16 protein-coding genes and 1 pseudogene are annotated in these 17,677 nt (G+C 74.9%); 13 read left to right on the plus strand and 4 right to left on the minus strand.

Annotation, left to right across the window (positions count from 1 at the left end; genetic code table 11):
- The first annotated feature begins 4 nt into the window (after positions 1-4).
- The 5 genes and pseudogenes from Ani05nite_RS22610 to Ani05nite_RS42405 all read left to right on the plus strand — a co-directional run.
- The gene (locus tag Ani05nite_RS22610) at positions 5-826 is read left to right on the plus strand and encodes a TrmH family RNA methyltransferase (RefSeq protein ID WP_203771129.1); all 822 of its coding nucleotides are present in this window, start codon (positions 5-7) and stop codon (positions 824-826) included.
- Positions 827-1,040: 214 nt separating this feature from the next.
- A complete protein-coding gene (locus tag Ani05nite_RS22615; RefSeq protein ID WP_203771131.1) occupies positions 1,041-1,244 on the plus strand; it encodes a hypothetical protein in 204 nt (67 codons plus the stop codon).
- Complete coding sequence (locus tag Ani05nite_RS22620) at positions 1,241-2,860, plus strand: HEAT repeat domain-containing protein (protein ID WP_203771133.1); 1,620 nt, start codon at positions 1,241-1,243, stop codon at positions 2,858-2,860. The genes Ani05nite_RS22615 and Ani05nite_RS22620 overlap by 4 nt, the downstream gene beginning before the upstream one ends.
- Positions 2,857-3,306: a hypothetical protein gene (locus Ani05nite_RS22625; RefSeq protein WP_203771135.1), complete on the plus strand. Its 450-nt coding sequence runs from the start codon at positions 2,857-2,859 to the stop codon at positions 3,304-3,306. Before Ani05nite_RS22620 ends, Ani05nite_RS22625 begins: the two co-directional genes overlap by 4 nt.
- A gap of 24 nt (positions 3,307-3,330) precedes the next feature.
- Positions 3,331-3,545, plus strand: a pseudogene (locus Ani05nite_RS42405) (transposase); the annotation flags it as partial.
- Between the two features lie 91 nt (positions 3,546-3,636).
- Here Ani05nite_RS42405 and Ani05nite_RS22630 read toward each other — a convergent pair.
- A complete protein-coding gene (locus Ani05nite_RS22630) occupies positions 3,637-4,059 on the minus strand; it encodes a VOC family protein (protein WP_203771137.1) in 423 nt (140 codons plus the stop codon).
- A 93-nt stretch (positions 4,060-4,152) separates the two neighbouring features.
- Between Ani05nite_RS22630 and Ani05nite_RS22635 the strand changes: the two genes are divergently transcribed.
- The 6 genes from Ani05nite_RS22635 to Ani05nite_RS22660 all read left to right on the plus strand — a co-directional run bounded on the left by Ani05nite_RS22635 (position 4,153) and on the right by Ani05nite_RS22660 (position 11,424).
- Entirely contained in the window at positions 4,153-5,121 is a 969-nt protein-coding gene (locus Ani05nite_RS22635; protein WP_203771139.1) for a helix-turn-helix transcriptional regulator, read from the plus strand.
- 21 nt (positions 5,122-5,142) lie between these two features.
- Positions 5,143-6,033: a phosphotransferase enzyme family protein gene (locus Ani05nite_RS22640; RefSeq protein WP_203771141.1), complete on the plus strand. Its 891-nt coding sequence runs from the start codon at positions 5,143-5,145 to the stop codon at positions 6,031-6,033.
- Between the two features lie 228 nt (positions 6,034-6,261).
- A complete protein-coding gene (locus Ani05nite_RS22645; protein WP_203771142.1) occupies positions 6,262-6,576 on the plus strand; it encodes a transcriptional regulator in 315 nt (104 codons plus the stop codon).
- Positions 6,577-6,679: 103 nt separating this feature from the next.
- A complete protein-coding gene (locus Ani05nite_RS22650; RefSeq protein ID WP_203771144.1) occupies positions 6,680-7,897 on the plus strand; it encodes a sensor domain-containing phosphodiesterase in 1,218 nt (405 codons plus the stop codon).
- A gap of 77 nt (positions 7,898-7,974) precedes the next feature.
- Entirely contained in the window at positions 7,975-10,548 is a 2,574-nt protein-coding gene (locus tag Ani05nite_RS22655) for an ATP-binding protein (protein WP_203771146.1), read from the plus strand.
- A gap of 60 nt (positions 10,549-10,608) precedes the next feature.
- The gene (locus Ani05nite_RS22660; protein WP_203771148.1) at positions 10,609-11,424 is read left to right on the plus strand and encodes a class I SAM-dependent methyltransferase; all 816 of its coding nucleotides are present in this window, start codon (positions 10,609-10,611) and stop codon (positions 11,422-11,424) included.
- An 8-nt stretch (positions 11,425-11,432) separates the two neighbouring features.
- Here Ani05nite_RS22660 and Ani05nite_RS22665 read toward each other — a convergent pair whose 3' ends face one another.
- Positions 11,433-12,206 carry an SHOCT domain-containing protein gene (locus Ani05nite_RS22665; protein WP_203771150.1) on the minus strand — a complete coding sequence of 258 codons (774 nt, stop codon included), beginning with the start codon at positions 12,204-12,206 and terminating at the stop codon, positions 11,433-11,435.
- 165 nt (positions 12,207-12,371) lie between these two features.
- Here Ani05nite_RS22665 and Ani05nite_RS22670 point away from each other — a divergent pair, with 165 nt between their 5' ends.
- Complete coding sequence (locus tag Ani05nite_RS22670; protein WP_203771152.1) at positions 12,372-14,435, plus strand: methyl-accepting chemotaxis protein; 2,064 nt, start codon at positions 12,372-12,374, stop codon at positions 14,433-14,435.
- On the opposite strand, the gene Ani05nite_RS22675 is transcribed toward Ani05nite_RS22670, so the two are convergent.
- Complete coding sequence (locus Ani05nite_RS22675) at positions 14,430-14,852, minus strand: phosphatase domain-containing protein (protein ID WP_203771154.1); 423 nt, start codon at positions 14,850-14,852, stop codon at positions 14,430-14,432. The two genes, Ani05nite_RS22670 and Ani05nite_RS22675, sit on opposite strands and share 6 nt — an antisense overlap.
- Before the next feature lie 198 nt (positions 14,853-15,050).
- On the opposite strand from Ani05nite_RS22675, the gene argS reads away from it, so the two are divergent.
- Positions 15,051-16,709: an arginine--tRNA ligase gene (gene argS, locus Ani05nite_RS22680; protein ID WP_203771156.1), complete on the plus strand. Its 1,659-nt coding sequence runs from the start codon at positions 15,051-15,053 to the stop codon at positions 16,707-16,709.
- Here the strand turns inward: argS and Ani05nite_RS22685 are convergent.
- Complete coding sequence (locus tag Ani05nite_RS22685; RefSeq protein ID WP_203771158.1) at positions 16,706-17,659, minus strand: RDD family protein; 954 nt, start codon at positions 17,657-17,659, stop codon at positions 16,706-16,708. The genes argS and Ani05nite_RS22685 overlap by 4 nt on opposite strands.
- Between the last annotated feature and the right edge of the window lie 18 nt (positions 17,660-17,677).

Below are 17,677 nucleotides of genomic sequence, written 5' to 3' on the forward strand. Positions count from 1 at the left end.
CGCCATGGCCAGAACGATGCGGATCAGCACGCGCAACGCCACCTTCCAGCAGTGGGAGGCGCTGCTGACCAACCGCAACAAGCGGCAGCGGGCCGGCGAGTTCCTGGTGCAGGGCGTGCGGCCGATCTCGCTGGCGGTGGAGCGCGGCTGGGAGATCCGCGCCCTGCTGGCCTCGGACGGTCCCGGCCTGTCCCGCTGGGGGCGAGACGTCCTCGAGACCGCCGGGGCGCCGCGGGCCGTGGTCGCCGCCGAGCTCATGCGCGAGCTGGGCGGCAAGGACGAGGACGCCCCGGAGCTGCTGGCCGTGGTGGGCATGCCCCCGGACGACCTGACCCGCCTGGCCCCCGGCGGGAACCTGCTGGTGGTCGTGTTCGACCGGCCCACCACGCCGGGCAACGTGGGCACGCTGGTGCGCTCGGCGGACGCGTTCGGGGCGTCCGGGGTGATCGTCACCGGGCACGCCGCCGACCCGTACGACCCCAAGGCGGTCCGGGCCAGCACCGGCTCGCTGTTCGCCCTGCCGGTGGTGCGGGCGCCGAGCCACCGCGAGGTTCTCGACTGGGCCGGCGGCCTGCGCGCGGACGGCGTACCGGTGCAGGTCGTCGGCACCGACGAGCGCGGCCCGGTGGAGATCGCCGAGCACGACCTGACCGGGCCGACCGTGCTGGTGGTCGGCAACGAGACGCACGGGCTGAGCGCCGCCTGGCGCGAGGCGTGCGACCAGATGGTCCGCATCCCGATCACCGGCGCGGCCAGCTCCCTGAACGCGGCCGCGGCGGCCAGCGTCGCCCTGTACGAGACCGCGCGGCAGCGCCGGGGGCGTTAGTACTGCAACGCCCTGGCCGAACCCCTGACGGTCGAGCGGCTGGGCGGCGTCGCGCACCTGGACAGGGTGATGTGGGCGTACCAGCCGCGCCAGGTACGGACCTGGTAGTCATCCAAGTGCCGTTGCAGTACTAGAAGCCGGCATCTATGCCGTCACCCGGTCGCCTTGAGCGACGCCACCGCAGCAACCCGACAGGGCTCACTAGAGTGGGCCCGTGACGGACGACGAGCTGATCGCCATCGCGCGGGCCAAGGTGGCCGAGCTTCGTCCTGCGTCGTTGCCGGACGCCGCGGTGGAGGTTCGTGGGGCCGAGGCGGAGGTTCTGCTGAGCGACCCCCAGTACGCCCGTGGCGGTGGGTTTCTCGTGGTCATCGACACCGTCACCGGCGCCGTGCTGCGGGTGGTGCCGCAGTTGTGACCGGCGCCGAGGGCCTCGACGATCCGGACGACCTGACGCGGCTGTTCGCCGTGTGGGCGGCCGGCAGCGACGGTGGGCCCGAGGTTGTCGGCAAGCTGCTCGACCTGGCGCTGAACGACGACACCGAGGTGCAGGTGACCGGGGGCATCGCCGAGCGGTGGGACACCGTGAGCGACGCGGCGGCGAGCGCCCTGGTCTCGGTGCTACGACGGCATGACGCGCTGGACGATCCGCGGATCGAGCGCGCCGTCGTTGATCTGGCGGTGGACGACGGGCGTGTCGGCTGCCTGCTGCGGTTCCTCGGCCCCGACGCCGGGAAACTGCGCCGCGAACTGGAGGCGAGCAGCGAGGAACGGCTGCGCCTGCGGGCGCTGCACGCGGTCCACCCCATCGACCGTTCCGTGGAGTGCAACCACCGGTTCCTCACCGACCCCTCGCCGCTGGTCCGGCTGGAGGCGCTGCGCGGGCACTCGTGGTTCGACCCGGAGGACGCGCAGCGGGCGCTGACCGACGTCGACCCCGGCGTGCGAGCGGCCGCGGTGCGCAAGGCGCAGTGGCAGAAAACCCCGGTCTTCATCGCTGCCGCGCGCGTCGAGACGGCGCCCCAGGTTCGGAACCTCTACGTTCAGGCGCTGGTCAAGCAGCCGTTGACCGACGACGTGGTCCGGGCGCTGCTCGGCTACCTCGCCGACGAAGGCTGGGTCGGGCGTACGGCGGCCGGGCGCCTGCGCCTGATCGACAGCCCCGGGGTCGTCGCGGCGGTCGCCTCCCGCATTCTGGTCGTCGAGGACGAGGTGCACCTGTCGGCCCTGGCCGACTTCCCCCACCTGCTCGAATACGCGCCCGAACTGCTGGAGCCGCTGCACCGCCTGCGCCGCGGCGCGACGGCCGGCGAGTTGCTCGGCGCCCTCGACCGGCTGCCGCCGTGGGAGCACCAGCCCTGGGAGGACCCGGCCGACGGCCTCGACGTGGTGCAGCAAGGGCGACTCCTCCACGCCGTGCTCGGCTGGGCGCACGGCGTCGTGGATTCGGAGGGTCTGTCCGCGTGGCTGGCGGCGCCGGACGACAACACCGCCGCCGAGTGGATCACCGAGCACGATTGGTTCGGCAGCGGACCGGCGGCCGAGCTGCTGCACGCGGCCGTCGACGGCGACCTGCGGCGCGCCCTCGCCGTCGACCTCGGCGAGGATCTGCTGCCCCTGGCCCACCTGTTCACCGCCCGGCAGATCCGCGCCGGGTTGGACCCGCTGCCGCCGCGACCGCTGAGCCGCCTGCTGACCGAGGGTCCCGACCGGCTGCGCGTGCGTTTCACCAGGGGCCGTACGGTGGTCCTCCGGCTGCACGGGTCGGCCGCGGTCGGCCCGCGTCTCGACCCGCTCGACATGGTGCTGCACGTGCCGTGCCCGCAGTGCGGCACGCCGGCGCGGGTGGGGGGCCACCCCGAATGGAAGTATCGCGACGAGGACCGGGTACGCGAGTTCGAGGACGGCTACGCGGCCACGCTGACCGGCGCCTGCCCGGCCTGCGAGACGCCGGCACGCACGGAGGTGCGGATCTCGGTCACGGAGTCCCGGTTCGACGGCCCGCGCGAGGTCAGCTGGGACACCCGCTCATGAAGGTCGCCGTCGGCATCCTGCTTCTCGCGATCGGCGCCACGCTGCTGACCGGCGGTCTCATGGAACCGGAAGACCGGATCACGGTGATCGTCCTCGCCGTGCTCGCGCTGGTAGCCGGGTACGCCGCCCTGGCCGAGCGGATCGTGCTGTTCGCGCTCGCGGTCTGGGGCGTCGGTTGGGCCTGCCTGATCGGCGGCATCACGACCGGTGAATGGGTGGCCGCGGCGGGCGGCGCGATCGCGGTGCTGGCCGGCGGGGTGGCCTTCGCGACCAACAACTGGGTCACCTGGCTCAGCGTCGCCTCGCTGGCCAACGCGCTGGCTTTGGGCGCCCTCGCGTGGTGGTCAGGCGCCACCGTCACCGCCGCGGGAGCAGCCGCCGGTGCAGCAGCGTCGGCAATCTTCGGCGTGGCCACCTTACGCGGGACTGTAAGAAAAGCGGAGTAACTCCTGGTCAAGGAGACGCACCTGATGACCGTCATGACGGATGCCGTGGATACTTCCGCGGTGGCGAAGAAGAAGACTTCGGCGAGCCTGACAAACGCGTGATCGGAGCCGCGCTGGACGGCGAGATCACCGACCATCTGGGCTACGAGAAACACGACCCGGCCGGCAAGGACGGCGGTAACTCCGGCAACGGCGCACGGGCCAAGACCGTGCTCACCGACCATCGACCGCTTGACATCCATAGGGGGCATCAAGCGAATCGACTCCTACCAGGCCACCCTCGACCTTGCCGAAACCCTCGACTGGCTCAGCGCAGTCCCGGACCGAACCTCATGATCCGTCAGTTACGCCCTGGGCCCGCGCGGCCTTCGCCACGGCGGCCGGGGTGACCGGGGTGAAGAAGTTGACGAGATTGCCGTCGGGATCGCGGAACAGCAGGGACCGGTTGCCCCACGGCATCGTGGTGGGCTCGGCGACCAGGTCCGTGACGTCGCCGGCGATGGCGCGGTAGACGCTGTCCACGTCGTCGACGAGGAACTCGATGATCGCGCCGCGGGAGCCGGCCGGGTCGGCGGTCCCCGGTCCCCACGACGCGACGGTCCGGGTGCTGCCGATCGCCAGGGTGGCGCCGGGGGTGGCCAGCTCGGCGAAGTCGCCGGTGTACCGGCGCGCCGGCACCCCGGTGACCCGCTCGTAGAAGGCGACGAGGCGCTCGACGTCGCCGGTGATGAGGCGGACCGAGACGAAGTTCATGGTGGATCTCCCTGATCGGTGGGGCGGTTCTCCCCGCACGCTAGGCCGGATACTGGACAGAAACCGCCCACTATCGCGACTAGATTGGGGCCCATGGCCCGACCCACCGCCCAGGTCCTCACACTGCTGGAGCTGCTCCAGTCGGGCGGGCTGCGCACGCTGGCCGAGCTCGCCGACCGGCTCGGCGTCGACCCGCGCACGGTGCGGCGGTACGTGGCCCACCTGATCGACCTCGGCGTGCCCGTGGAGTCCGTCCGCGGCCGCCACGGCGGCTACCGGCTCGCCGCCGGCTTCCGCCTGCCGCCGCTGATGCTGAGCGACGACGAGGCGCTCGCCGTGCTGCTCGGCCTGGTCGCCGGCCGCCGCACGGGCCTCACGACGGCGACCGGCACGGCCGGTGAGACGGCGACCGCCAAGATCCGGCGGGTGCTGCCCGACCGGCTCGCCCGCAAGCTCGACGCCGTGCTCGACTCGCTGGCCTTCACCACCACGCCTGGCGAGGCGGCCGTCCCGGAGACCGCCGTGCTGCTCACCATCGCCGACGCGGTGCGCCACCACCGGCCTGTCGCGATCCGGTATGCCGCCGCCGACGGGCGGGCCAGCGCCCGCACCGTGCACCCGTACGGGCTGGTCGCCCACGCGGGCCGGTGGTACGTCACGGGCGCCGACCCGCAGCTCGGCGAGGACCGCACCTTCCGGCTCGATCGCATCGCGGAGGCGCGCACCCTGCCGGGCTCGTTCGAGCCTCCGGCCGGGATCGACCCGGCCCGGCGCGTCCTGTCCGGACTCGCCCGGGCGCCGTACCGGCACGAGGTGACCGTGCGGATCCAGGGGACGACCGAGCACCTCCGGACCCGGCTTCCCGCCGCGGTGGCGGAGCTCTCGGCGCCCGACGACGCCGGCTGGATCCGCGCCGACCTGCGCGCGGAGCGGCTCGACTGGCTGCCGGCGGTGCTCGCCTCGCTCGACCGGCCGTTCGTCATCGAGCGGCCCGCCGAGCTCCGGAGCCTGGTGGCCGCCCTCGCCGACCGGCTGGCGGCCGGCGCCCGCCCGCCGGGCTGACGAGGTCGTACGGTCGGCAGCATGTTCCCCACTTCGCGGTCGATAGTGGATCCCGGCGCGCTGGCGGCCCTGGCGGCGCGGGAGTACGGGCTGGAAGTCACCGGCTGCGTGCTGCTGCGCTCACTCGTCAACGACGTCTATCGGCTGGACACCCCGTCGGGACCCCGGGCGCTCAAGCTCTACCGGGCCGGGTACGCGGCGGCCGGGTGGGAGCTCGCGCTGGCGGCGCACGTGGGGGCGGGGGTCGCTCAGGGCGTACCGCTGCTCGACGGCCGCCCGGCCGGCCGGCTGACCGCCGCCGAGGGCCCGCGGGCCTTCACGCTGTGGAACTGGGTGCCCGGCGGCAAACCGCCGAAGCCCCGCACCGACGAGCTGTACCACCGCTTCGGCCGGGCCACCGCCGCGTTCCACGAGGCCAGCACGGGCTTCGCGGGCCCGTCGGCGATCGACGCCGGCGACCTGGTCGACGAGGTCCTGGCCCGCGTCCCGGACGCGGCGGACCGGTCGCTGATCGCCGGGCTGGCCGCCGCGGCCGCCGGCCGGCTGGCGGGGGCGGACCTCGAGCGGGGCATCTGCCACGGCGACGTGACGCTGGACAACGTGCACCGCGCCGGCGACCGGCTGATCTTCTTCGACCTGGACCGGGCGGCGGTGGGCTACCGGGCGGCGGACCTGGCGCCGGTGTCGGCGACCCCGCACTGGCCGGCGTTTTTGGCCGGCTACCGCACGGTGCGGCCGGTGCGGGCCGCGGACGAGGCGGCGCTGCCGTGGCTGAGCGTCCTGCTGCGGATCGACTATCTGCACTTCCACCTGTACGCGAAGCCGGCCATGCGGGGAACGGAGTCGCTGGGGGAGGGCTGGATCGAGCAGAACCTGACCGAACTACGCGCGGCCGCCCAGCGCCTGTCGTAGATGTTTAGTTCGGGCTATAGTTGGTTGGTGGCATCCGAAACGTCGAGTCGCTGGGCCGTGCGGGTCACCGTGGAATGCGGGAGTGGCTGCGAGCTCTGCGTGAGGCCGATCCCGCGACCTACCGATCGGTGAACGTGGCCATCGACATGCTGGCCGAGAACGGACCCGGGTTGGGCCGGCCATTGGTCGAGCGTGGCTGGCCATGGAACGGAAGCGGAGGGAGGCGTGATGACTGATTTTCACGACTGGGACGACGTCCGGGCCGAATTGCACGACGGCGACGAGGCCGCTCTCGGCGCCGAGCGGGCGCGTACGGAGGCCTGGGTCTCCGCATTCCATCTGGCGGAGGAGCGCAAGCGCCTGGGCCTCACCCAGCGCGAGGTCGCCGACCTCATGGGCGTCACGCCCGGCCGGGTGAGCCAGATCGAGAACGGCGATCTCGACGTGAACGAGGTGGCGACGCTGAGCCGGTACGCGCGGGCGCTCGGCGCGCGGATGCGCATCATCTTCGACTACGGCAACGATCTCCGGCAGATCGCCTGACCCCGGGCGCGCCCGCGGTTTCTCAGTTGGGGGCCGCGGGGGCCGATGAGAGGAGCAAGTCCGGCGGCACCCTGCACGCCTGCGGGCGGAACGGGGGAGACCGATGGTGCGCAAGACGCGCAGCGAGGCGGAACAGCAGGTCGCGGAGCTGCTGCGGACCGCCCGGGAGTCGCTGGGGCTGAGCCTCGCCTTCATGACCCGGATGGACGGGACCACCCAGCACCTGGAGGTGGTCGAGTCGCCGCTGCCGTGGGTGTTCAAGGACGGCAACACCCAGCCCCAGGCGACCACGTTCTGCCAGGCGATCATCGACGGCAAGCTGCCCGCGGTCATGCCGAACGTCAAGGACTTCCCGGTCGCCATGAAGCTGCCGTCGGCCCGGATGCCCCGGATCCGCAGTTTCGTCTCGGTGCCGATGGTGCTCAGCGACGGCACCCTCTACGGCACCTTCTGCGCCGCCGGGTTCGCCGCCGACAAGGCGCTCAGCAAGCGGGACAAGGCGCTGATGGAGGTCCTGTCCCGGGCCGCCGCGCTGATCATCGAGCCGGGCGTGCGGGAGCAGGCCCGCAATTCCGAGATCGCCGGCCGGCTGCATCCGGTGATCGCCGCCGGCGGGCCCGCCGTCCTGCTCCAGCCGATCGTCGACCTGGCCACCCGCCGGCGCGTCGGCGCCGAGGCGCTGAGCCGGTTCCCGGCCGGGTGGCAGCTGCCGCCCGACCGGTGCTTCGCCGACGCCGACCTGATCGGCGAGCGGGAACGCCTGGAGGTGCAGGCGCTGCGCCGCGCCGCGGAACACCTCGGCCGGGTCACCGGCTACGTGGCCATGAACGTCTCCCCGGCCACCCTGTTCACCCGCTCCTGCGCCGAGTTCCTGGCCGGGATGCCGCTCGACCGGGTCGTGCTGGAGCTCACCGAGCACGAGCCGATCGAGGACTACGACCAGCTGCGGGCGGTGCTGGCGCCGCTGCGGGCCCGGGGTCTGCGCCTGGCCATCGACGACGTCGGGGCGGGCTTCTCGTCGCTGCGGCACATCGTGGCCACCGCGCCCGACGTCATCAAGCTGGACCGCAGCATCGTCACCGGCCTCAGCGACGACCCGGTGCTCGCCGTGGTGGTGCGGGCCCTGGTCGACCTGGCCGGGGCCACCGGCGCCCGGGTGGTCGCCGAGGGGGTGGAGACCGAGGCGGACGCGGCGACGCTGGCCGGGCTGGGCGCCGCGCTGGGCCAGGGGTGGCACTTCGGCCGGGCGACCACGCCGGAGGACCTGCGCGACGAGTACCCGCGGGAGCCGGCCGCCGCGGTGGCTGTCACCGCCCGCTGACCGGAGCCGATCGGGGGAGCGGAACTGTCCGGTAGTCGGCAGCTCCGGCAGCCCGCCGGTCAGTAGGCTCGGCCCGGATGGAGCTCCTGGAGCGGGCCGGCGCGCTCGCCGACCTCGACGCGCTGCTGGCCGACACGGCCGGCGGTGGGCGGATCGCCGTCGTCTCCGGGGAGGCCGGCGCCGGGAAGTCCAGTCTGGCCGGCGCGTTCACCGCCACCGTGGGCAGCCGGGCCTGGGTGCTGTGGGGCGCCTGCGATCCGCTGCTCACCCCGCGCGCGCTCGGCCCGCTGCACGACATCGCCCGCCAGGTCGGCGGGGCGCTGCGGGAGAGGCTGGGCGCGGGGGAGCGGGGGGCCGTCTTCGACGCCCTGCTCGACGCCCTGGACGGGCCCCGGCAGCGGCGCCGCCCGGTGGTGGTGATGGAGGATCTGCACTGGGCCGACGAGGCGACCCTCGACCTGGTCGCGTTCCTCGGGCGCCGGCTCGCGCTGTGCCGGGTGCTGCTCGTCCTCACGTACCGTGATGACGAGGTCGGTCCCGACCACCAGCTCCGGACCGTCCTGGCCGGACTGCCGCGGGGCCTGGTCCGCCGGCTGCCGCTGGCTCCGCTGTCGGTCGCGGCGGTCGACGAGCTCGCGCGCCGCGCGGGGCGGTCTTCCTCCTCCGTGTACGAGGTGACGGGCGGTAACCCGCTGCTGGTCTCCGAGGTGCTCGCCGCGGCGGGCTCCGGGGTGCCGCCGACGGTCCGCGACCTGGTGCTGTCCCGGCTCGCCGCGCTGTCGCCGGCCGCCCGGGAGGCCGCCGGTTTCGTGTCCGTCGTGCCGTCGCAGGCCGAGCCGGCGTTGCTGGGCTCGCGGGCCGCCGGCGTCGAGGAGTGCCTCGCCGGCGGCGTGCTCGGCGCCACCGCCGACGGCGTCGCCTTCCGGCACGAGCTGTTGCGCCGGGCGGTGGAGGAGTCGCTGTCGCCGGTGCGCCGGGCGGCCCGGCACGCCGACGTGCTGGCCCTGCTGGCCGGCCGGCCCGGGGTCGACCCGGCCCGGCTGGTGCACCACGCCCACCACGCCGGTGACGCCGCCGCCGTGCTGCGCTGGGCGCCGGTGGCCGCCCGGCGGGCCGCCGCGGTCGGCGCCAACCGGCAGGCCGCGGCCCACTACGAGCTGGCGCTGCGGCACGCCGGCGGCGCGTCCGCCGGCGAACGGGCGGAGCTGCTGGAGGCGTACGCCACCGCCGGGTATCTGGCCGGGCTGATCGGGGAGGCGCTGGCGGCCCGGCAGCAGTCGCTGGCCCTGCGCGAGCGGGCCGGCGACACGGTCCGGGTCGGCGAGAACCTGCGCTGGCTGTCCCGGCTGAACTGGTGGCGGGGGCACACCGGCCGGGCCCGGGCGGCGGGCATCCGGGCGGTCGAGGTGCTCGAGTCGATCCCGCCCGGCCCGCAGCTCGCGATGGCGTACAGCAACCTGTCGCAGCTGCACATGCTGGCCGGCGAGGACACCGCGATCGAGTGGGGCGAACGCGCCATCGCCCTGGCCCGGCACTTCGGCGACCGGGACACCGAGGTGCACGCCCTGGTCAACGTCGGTTCGGCCCGGATGGAGCAGGACCCCGAGGCGGGCGGTGTGGAACTGGAACGCGCCCATGCGATGGCCGCCGCCGCGGGGCTGGACGACCACGCCACCCGGGCGCTGGCCAACCGGGCGTGCCAGGTGGTCGAGTGGTGCGACTTCGACGTCGCCGCGGACGTGCTGGCCCGGGTGCTCGAGTTCGCCGAGGCCCGCGACCTGGACGGCTACGTGCGCCACCTGCTCGGCTACCGGGCCGCGATGCTGCTGGCCCGCGGCGACTGGGCCGGCGCCCGGGCCGACGCGGAGGCGGCGCTGGCCGGCCCGGCCCGGGAGGGGCCGTCGCGGTGCACGGCCCAGGTGGCGCTCGGCCGGTTGCGGTCGCGGCGCGGTGAGCCGGACGCGGCCGGGATCCTGCACACCGCGGAGCTGCCCGCGTACGAGGCGAACGAGGTGCAGTTCGTCGGCCCGGTCGCGGGCGGGCTCGCCGAGCACTACTGGATCGCCGGCGACCCGGCCCGGGCGGCCGCCGAGGCGCGGCGCGGGTACGACCTGGCCGTCCGCGTCCGCCACCCGTGGTTCGCCGGGCAGCTCGCGTACTGGATGTGGCGGGCCGGCGAGCCGGTCGAGGCGCCCGGGTGGATCGGGCTGCCGTACAGGTTGCTGATCGAGGGGGACTGGCCGGGCGCCGCCGCCGAGTGGGCCCGCCGGGGCTGCGCCTACGCCCGGGCCGAGGCGTTGAGCTGCGGTGACGAGCCGGCGGCAGCGGAGGCGCTGCGCATCGTGGACGGGTTGGGCGCGGCCGGTACGGCCCGGCGGCTCCGCGCGGAGCTGCGGGACCGGGGCGTGCGGGCGCCGCGCGGGCCGCGCCCGTCGACCGCCGCCCACCCGAGCGGGTTGACGGCCCGGCAGCGCGAGGTGCTGACGCTGCTGGCCGAGGGGCTGAGCAACGCCGACATCGCCGTCCGGCTGACGCTGTCGGCCAAGACCGTCGACCATCACGTGTCGGCGGTGCTGGGCAAGCTCGGCGTACCGTCGCGGGGCCAGGCCGCCGCGGCCGCCCGCCGTCTCGGGCTGCTGACGGCCCGCTGACGCCAACATGGGGAGAATTCCCCACGCCCGCCCCCGGACCGCGCCCCTAGCGTCGCCGGCATGACAACGAGCTCACTCGCCCTCGAGGGCATCAAGGCACGCCAGCAGAAGACCTGGGCCAGCGGCGACTACGGCGCGGTCGGCGCGCTCATCCACCCGATCTCGGAACGGCTGGTCCAGGCGGCCGACCTGGCCGCCGGCTCGCGGGTCCTGGACGTGGCCACCGGTACGGGCAACGCCGCGCTCGCCGCCGCCCGCTGCCGGTGCCCGGTCACCGGCGTCGACTACGTACCGGAGCTGCTGGAACGCGGCCGGGCCCGGGCCGCCGCCGAGCACCTGGACGTCGACTTCGCCGAGGGCGACGCCGAGGCCCTGCCGTTCGCCGACGGCGAATGGGACGCGGTGCTGTCCGTCGTCGGCGTCATGTTCGCGCCCGACCAGGAGCGGGCCGCCGCCGAGCTGACCCGGGTGTGCCGGCCGGGCGGCACGATCGCCCTGGCCAACTGGACGCCGGACGGCTTCATCGGCGAGCTCTTCCGCACGGTGGGGCGCCGGGTCCCGCCGCCGGCCGGGGTGCGCGCGCCCGTGGAGTGGGGCAGCGAGCCGCGGCTGCGCGAGCTGTTCGGCGACCGGGTCCGCGACCTGCGGATCGACCGTCGCGAGTTCGTGTTCCGGTTCCGCGCCCCGCACGAGCTGGCCGACTACTTCCGGGCGCACTACGGGCCCACGCTGAAGGCCTTCGAGGCGCTCGACGAGGACCACGGCAAGTTGCTGTACGCCGACCTGGTCGAGCTGGCCGCCCGCTACAACGTGGCCACCGACGGCACCGCGAAGATCCCCGCGGCGTACCTGGAGGTGCTGGCCACCCGGGCCTGACCGGCTTCTCAGGCGCCGGTCAGGCGGGAGCGGGCGGCGGCGAACTCCGCGTCCGAGAGCTCGCCCCGCTGGTGCCGGCGGGTGAGGGTGGCCAGCTCGGCCTGCGCCGCCGCGCTCGGCCGGGGCGGGCCGCCCGGCGTGGGCGGGACACCCGGCGTGGGCGGGGCGGGCGGCGCGGGCGGGGCGGGGTGGTAGCCGGGCGGCGGCCCGGCGGCCGCCCGCGGCGGGCCGAACCAGCGGTTCGCCGACGGCCGGGTGAGCAGCACCGCGGCGGTGATCAGGGCGATCATGGCCAGGGCGGCGAAGATCCCGCTGCCGATCCGGTACGCGTCCGCGTACAGCGTGGGCAGGGCCTCGACGACGGCCTCGGTGCGGGCGCCGTCCGAGCGGCTCATGGTGATCTGCACGTTGCTGCTGAACTCCGGCGAGCCGCCGCGGGTCACCCCGCTGATCCCGCACAGCAGCAGGACGCCCATGGTGGTCCAGGCGACGATCCGCGCGGCCGGGCGGCCCGCGCGCAGGCCGGCGGCGGCGCCCAGCAGGACCAGCGCTGCCACGATGGTCAGCACCCCGGTCAGGACCACGGCCGACTGGAGGAAGACCAGCAGGCCGCCGGAGTCCAGCCCGATCGGGTCGAGCAGCTCACCGGCGCCGCGCCGGGTGCGGCCCACCTGGCCGAACAGGGCCAGCGCGCTGATCACGTAGCCGAGCGCGGTCGTGGTCAGCAGGGCGGCGGCGGCGGTGACCGTCGCCGGGCGTCGTACGGCAGAGGTGCTGATCATGTGCGGAGCCCCGTTTCTCCGTGCCCGTACCGGCTGCCTCAGTGAAGCACGCGCCGCCCACTGTGCTGTTTCTCCTGATGAAGCCGCTGGTGCGTGATGCAATCGGGGGATGCGGATGACGGGGGATGCCGGGTGGGACGCGGCGTACCGGGACGGCGCCCGCCGGTGACGCGCGACAACTCCGCCGTACCGGCACTGCTGCGCCCGGTCGTGCCGCCGGCGGACCGCATGCGCACCAGCACCCGCCTGGCCGTCCTGATCCTGGTCCTGATGATCCCCGGGATCGTCGCCACCTCCGGCTATGTGCGCCAGGCGCGCAACCAGATGGCCTTCAGCACCGCCGAGCGCGAGGGTCTCGCCGTGGTCCGGCCGGCCCTGCTCGCGCTGGCGGCCACCGTGGCCGCCGAGGAACCGGACCTGGCGGCCGTCCGGGCGGCCGTGGCCGCGCACCCGGGCCTGCGGCTCGCCGACTCGGCGCGGGGCGTGCCGGGCCGGCTGGGCCCCACCCCGATCCAGCGGTTCGCGCTGGCCACCGCGCTGGCCGGGCTGATCACCGACGCCGGCAACAACTCGAACCTGATCCTCGACCCGGACCTGGACTCGTTCTACGTCATGGACGCCCAGATCGTGCAGCTGCCCCGGGCGCTGGTGGCCGCCAGCAAGATCGCCGCAGCCGACCAGACCGCCGGCAACAACGCCGTCGCGACCCAGGCGGTCCGCGCCGGCGAGCTGGCCACGGCGGCCGACAACCTGCGGTACGACGTGGCCACGGCGCAGGACAGCACGGCGATGGAAGGACTGACCGGGCGGCTGACCGCGGTGACCGCGGCCGCCGACGCCACCACCGCGGTCGCCGATCAGCTCACCGCCGACTTCGAGCGGCCCGGCCCGGCCGACATGGGCCGGCTGGCCGCCGCGCTGGCCGCCGCGGTCGGCCCGCTCGCCGGCGTCCTGGACGACCTGCTGGCCCGGCGGGTGGCTGGTTTCGCGCGGGAACGCCTCATCGTCCTGGTGATCACCATCGGCGGGTTCGTGCTGGCCGCGTGGTTCGCCGTCGGCGTGCTGTGGCGCACCCGGCACGACGTCGCCCTGGCGGTCCGCGGCGTCACCGCGATCGCCGACGGCGACCTGGCGCCGCGCCCGGTCCCGGCCGGCCGGGACGAGCTCGGCGACATCGGCCAGGCGCTGACCACCGCGCGCTCGCGCATGCTGGCCCAGGAGGACGAGCTGACCCGGGCCCAGGTGGTCCGCGAGGAACAGCTGCGGACCAGCTTCCAGCACCAGCGCCAGGCCGAGCTGCGGCTGCGCGACCGGGCCCAGCACATCATCGACGACTCCACCACGGTCATCGCCGAGGAGCTGCGCCGGGTCACCGAACAGGTCGGCGACGTGCGGAGCGCCGCCGACACCATCGACCGGGGCATCTCGGCCACCGACGCGGCGACCGAGGCGGTGGTGGCCGACGCCCGCCGGGCCGAGGACGTGATCGCGTCGCTCGAGCAGAGCCTGCGCCGGGTGGCCGAGACCGCCACCCTGGTCAAGGGCATCGCCGGGCAGACGCGGCTGCTCGCGCTCAACGCCGCCATCGAGGCCGCCCGCGCGGGCGAGCTGGGGCTGGGCTTCACCGTGGTCGCCGACGAGGTGAAGGAGCTGGCCAACAGCACGTCGGTCTCCACGGAGCAGATCGCCGGCACGATCGGCGAGCTGGAACGCGACACCGCCCAGATGGCGGCCACCATCGCCGCGATGGTCGCCGGCATCGCCAGCGTGGGCGAGGCCGCCACGGCGCTGCGCGCGGTGGCCGCCGATCAGGGCACGGTGGTGGGGCGGCTGGCCGACCAGATGGGCCGCACGATCGGCCGGGTCGAGGAGATGTCGGGGCTCTCCGCCCAGCTCGAACGCCGGGAGAGCGACCGGGTGACGATGTCCGGCCCGGTACGGCTGGACCGCGGCGGGGAGCCGCTGACCACCGACCTGATCAACATCAGCCGGGGCGGCATCCGGGTGCGGCTGGCGCCCGGCAGCCGGCTGGACATCGGCGACGCCGTCCGCATCGAGGAGCTGGGACCGGTGCGTGAGCCGGTCCCGGCCCGGGTGGTCAGCCTCGGCGTCGACGACGAGGAGGGCGAGGTCGGCCTGCAGTTCATGATCGCGGACAACGTCCTGGCCGACCGGGTGGACAGCTACGTCGCCGACCTGATCGAGGGGGCCGCCCTGCCGGCCTCATAGGAACGTCTGCACGTAGCGGCGCTGCCACGGCGTCTCGACCGCGTGCCGGTCGTAACCGGCGCGCACGTAGGCGACCGCCTCACCCGGCGGAACGCCGTCGAGCACCGCCAGGCAGGCCAGCGCGGTGCCGGTCCGGCCCCGGCCGCCGCCGCAGGCCAGCTCGACCCGTTCGGCGCCGGAGCGCTGCCACGCCTCGCGCAGCAGCTCGGCCGCCCGGGCGCGGTCGGCCGGCAACCGGAAGTCCGGCCAGCGCAGCCACCGGCTCTCCCAGGCCATCGGGGGCGGCGCCTTCCCGAGCAGGTACACCCCGAACTCCGGGTCGGCCGCGTCCGGTCGCGGCCGGCGCAGCGCCCGCCCGCGCACCAGCCGCCCGGACGGCAGGACGAGCACCCCCGGCGCCTGCGGATCCCAGCTCATGCGTACCGATTCTGCCCCCCGCGGCGGGGACGCACCGGGTAGCATCGCTGCCGTGCACCACCACCACAGCTGCGAGCGACGCCGGATGAACCCCCTCCGGTTGCGCTAGCACGTGCCTTCAGCCGGCGGGTCGACCCGCCGGCGCTGTGGCACCGGGCCCCGGTGCGACCCGTCCCGTACCAGTCGATGGGTTGCCCGATGAATCTCGAAGCTCTGCTGTCCGCCCGGCTCGCGCCCGCGTTCGCCCAGGTCGCGCAGGCGGCCGTCGATCCGGCCGTGCGGCGTTCGCGGCACGCCGACTACCAGTCCGGGGCGGCCCTGCCGCTGGCCGGCCCGCTCGGCCGATCCCCGCGCGACATCGCGGCCGGCGTGCTGGCCGCCGCGGATCTCACCGGCCTGGCCACCGCCGAGGTCTCCGGTCCGGGCTTCCTGAACCTGCGGCTGACCGACGAGGCGATCGCCGCGGGCGCCGGCGAACTGGCCGGCGACGACCGGCTCGGCGTGCCCCGCACACCGCGCCCCGAGCGGGTCGTCGTCGACTACTCGTCGCCGAACATCGCCAAGGAGCTGACCGTCGGGCATCTGCGCTCGACCGTCATCGGCGACGCGGTGGTCCGGCTGCTGGAGTGGCGGGGCCACGACGTCGTGCGCGCGAACCACCTCGGCGACTGGGGCACGGCGTTCGGCATGCTGATCGAGCACCTGGGGCCGGACGACGCCGCCTCGATCACCGACCTGACCGCTTTCTATCAGGCCGCGCGGTCCCGCTTCGACGCCGACGCGGACTTCCGGACCCGGGCGCGGCTGCGGGTGGTGGCGCTGCAGGGCGGCGACGAGCGCTCGCTGCGGCAGTGGCGGCACTTCGTGGCGGCGTCGCAGCGGCACCTGCTCGCCGCGTACGACCGGCTCGGGGTGACGCTCGGCCCGGGCGACTTCCTCGGCGAGAGCTTCTACCAGGACCAGCTGGCGTCGGTGGTGGCCGAGCTGACCGCCCAGGGCCTGCTGCGGGAGAGCGAGGGCGCGCTGTGCGCGTTCCCGCCGGGCTTCACCGGCCGGGGCGGCGATCCGCTGCCGCTGATCGTGCGCAAGAGCGACGGCGGTTTCGGGTACGCGGCCACGGACCTGGCCGCCCTGCGGTACCGCACCGGCGACCTGGGCGCCACCCGGCTGCTCTACGTCGTCGGCTCCCCGCAGCGCACCCACTTCGCGATGGTCTACGCGGTGGCGGCGGCCGCGGGCTGGCTGCCGGAGGGCGTGCGGGCCGAGCACGTCGCCTTCGGGTCGATCCTGGGCAGCGACGGCCGGATGTTCCGCACCCGCTCGGGCGAGTCGGTGAAGCTGGCGGCGGTGCTGGACGAGGCGGTCGACCGGGCCGCGGCGCTGGCGCCCTCCGCCGAGGTGGCCCGGGCGGTGGGGGTCGGCGCGGTGAAGTACGCGGACCTGTCCGGCGACCGGATGTCGGACTACGTCTTCGACTGGGACCGGATGCTCGCGCTGACCGGCAACACCGGGCCCTACCTGCAGTACGCGTACGCCCGGACGCGGGCGATCCTCCGCAAGGCGCAAACCGCCCCCGGACCGGTACTGATCACCGCGCCGGCCGAACGCGCCCTGGCGCTGGAGCTGCTCGGCTTCGCCCCGGTGGCGGCCGGACTGGACGAGTCGCTGGAGCTGCACCGACTGGCCGGCTACCTGCACGGGCTCGCGCAGACGTTCAGCGCCTTCTTCGAGGCGTGCCCGGTGCTGACGGCGCCGCCCGGCATCCGGCAGAGCCGGCTGGCGCTGTGCGACCTGACCGGGCGCACCCTGCGGCAGGGGCTGGAGCTGCTCGGCATCGACACGCCGGAGCGGCTCTAGAGCGGACGGCCCTCCTCCTTGACGACGCCGAGCAGCGGCCGGTGCGCGCCCGCCGGGTCCCACGTCGGGTCGGCCACGGCCGGCTGCGCCCATTCGAGCCGGCCGAATCCGGGCCAGATCCGCTGGGTCAGCGCGCGGGTGGTGTGCACCCGCGCGCCGGCCCGGCGCCGGCGTTCGGCGAGCACCGCGGTGAGGAACATCCAGGCCGGGGTGCCGGGCGGCGGCGGCTGGGAGATCGTCTCGGCGACCTCCCGGGCCAGGCTCTGCGCCAGGCGCCCGTTCTGCGGCTGGCTGAGCTGGCCGGCCCGGGCCAGGTAGTGCCGGGCGGCCAGGGCGAGCTGGTCGTCGAGCCCGCTCAGGTCCAGCTCGGCCGCCCAGCCGGCGAGCTGCGGCGGCATCGACGGCACCCAGCCCCACGGCGCCGGGGCGCGCTCGTGGATGACGAAGGTGCCGGCCGCCTGGTCGCCCAGCCGCCGGCCCTGGGCCGAGAAGATCATCGTGCTGAGCGCGACCGCCCAGGTCAGCGGGGGGAAGAGCAGGCCCGGCCACTCCACGGCGAGGCCGACCAGCGTGCGGGTCAGCGCGTGCCGCAGCCGGATCGGGCCGCCGTCCACCCGGACCACCCGCAGGCCCAGCGCGCGCTTGCCGATGCTGCGGCCGTTGGTGAGCGTCTCGGCGGTCGTGGGGTAGGCGACGAAGACCAGGATGACGGCGACGGTGAACGCGGCCTGCATGAAAGCCCCGTCGGCGACGCCGGCCGGCAACAACGACGAGCCGATCCCGATGAGAATGATCAGCAGCAGCACGAAGACCGCCTGCACGGCGATGTCGATGATTAGCGCGAGACCGCGCGAGCCGACCCGGGCCGGGCGGACGTCGACCTCGACCGCCTCGCCGTTGACGAGCGGCTCGTCGCCCCCGCCGGTCGTCGTCACCGCCGCCACAGTCATGCGGGTAGTTAACCCGAT

This window comes from Actinoplanes nipponensis (genome assembly GCF_016862275.1).
GTDB classification, from domain to species: domain Bacteria; phylum Actinomycetota; class Actinomycetes; order Mycobacteriales; family Micromonosporaceae; genus Actinoplanes; species Actinoplanes nipponensis.

What these genes read in the sequence shown, in the direction of transcription:
- Ani05nite_RS22610 (WP_203771129.1), top strand. Translation starts at nt 5, where the DNA reads ATGGCCAGAACGATGCGGATCAGCACGCGCAACGCCACCTTCCAGCAG.
- Ani05nite_RS22625 (WP_203771135.1), top strand. Translation starts at nt 2,857, where the DNA reads ATGAAGGTCGCCGTCGGCATCCTGCTTCTCGCGATCGGCGCCACGCTG.
- Ani05nite_RS22630 (WP_203771137.1), bottom strand. Translation starts at nt 4,059, where the DNA reads ATGAACTTCGTCTCGGTCCGCCTCATCACCGGCGACGTCGAGCGCCTC.
- Ani05nite_RS22635 (WP_203771139.1), top strand. Translation starts at nt 4,153, where the DNA reads ATGGCCCGACCCACCGCCCAGGTCCTCACACTGCTGGAGCTGCTCCAG.
- Ani05nite_RS22640 (WP_203771141.1), top strand. Translation starts at nt 5,143, where the DNA reads ATGTTCCCCACTTCGCGGTCGATAGTGGATCCCGGCGCGCTGGCGGCC.
- Ani05nite_RS22645 (WP_203771142.1), top strand. Translation starts at nt 6,262, where the DNA reads ATGACTGATTTTCACGACTGGGACGACGTCCGGGCCGAATTGCACGAC.
- Ani05nite_RS22650 (WP_203771144.1), top strand. Translation starts at nt 6,680, where the DNA reads ATGGTGCGCAAGACGCGCAGCGAGGCGGAACAGCAGGTCGCGGAGCTG.
- Ani05nite_RS22655 (WP_203771146.1), top strand. Translation starts at nt 7,975, where the DNA reads ATGGAGCTCCTGGAGCGGGCCGGCGCGCTCGCCGACCTCGACGCGCTG.
- Ani05nite_RS22660 (WP_203771148.1), top strand. Translation starts at nt 10,609, where the DNA reads ATGACAACGAGCTCACTCGCCCTCGAGGGCATCAAGGCACGCCAGCAG.
- Ani05nite_RS22665 (WP_203771150.1), bottom strand. Translation starts at nt 12,206, where the DNA reads ATGATCAGCACCTCTGCCGTACGACGCCCGGCGACGGTCACCGCCGCC.
- Ani05nite_RS22675 (WP_203771154.1), bottom strand. Translation starts at nt 14,852, where the DNA reads ATGAGCTGGGATCCGCAGGCGCCGGGGGTGCTCGTCCTGCCGTCCGGG.
- argS (WP_203771156.1), top strand. Translation starts at nt 15,051, where the DNA reads ATGAATCTCGAAGCTCTGCTGTCCGCCCGGCTCGCGCCCGCGTTCGCC.
- Ani05nite_RS22685 (WP_203771158.1), bottom strand. Translation starts at nt 17,659, where the DNA reads ATGACTGTGGCGGCGGTGACGACGACCGGCGGGGGCGACGAGCCGCTC.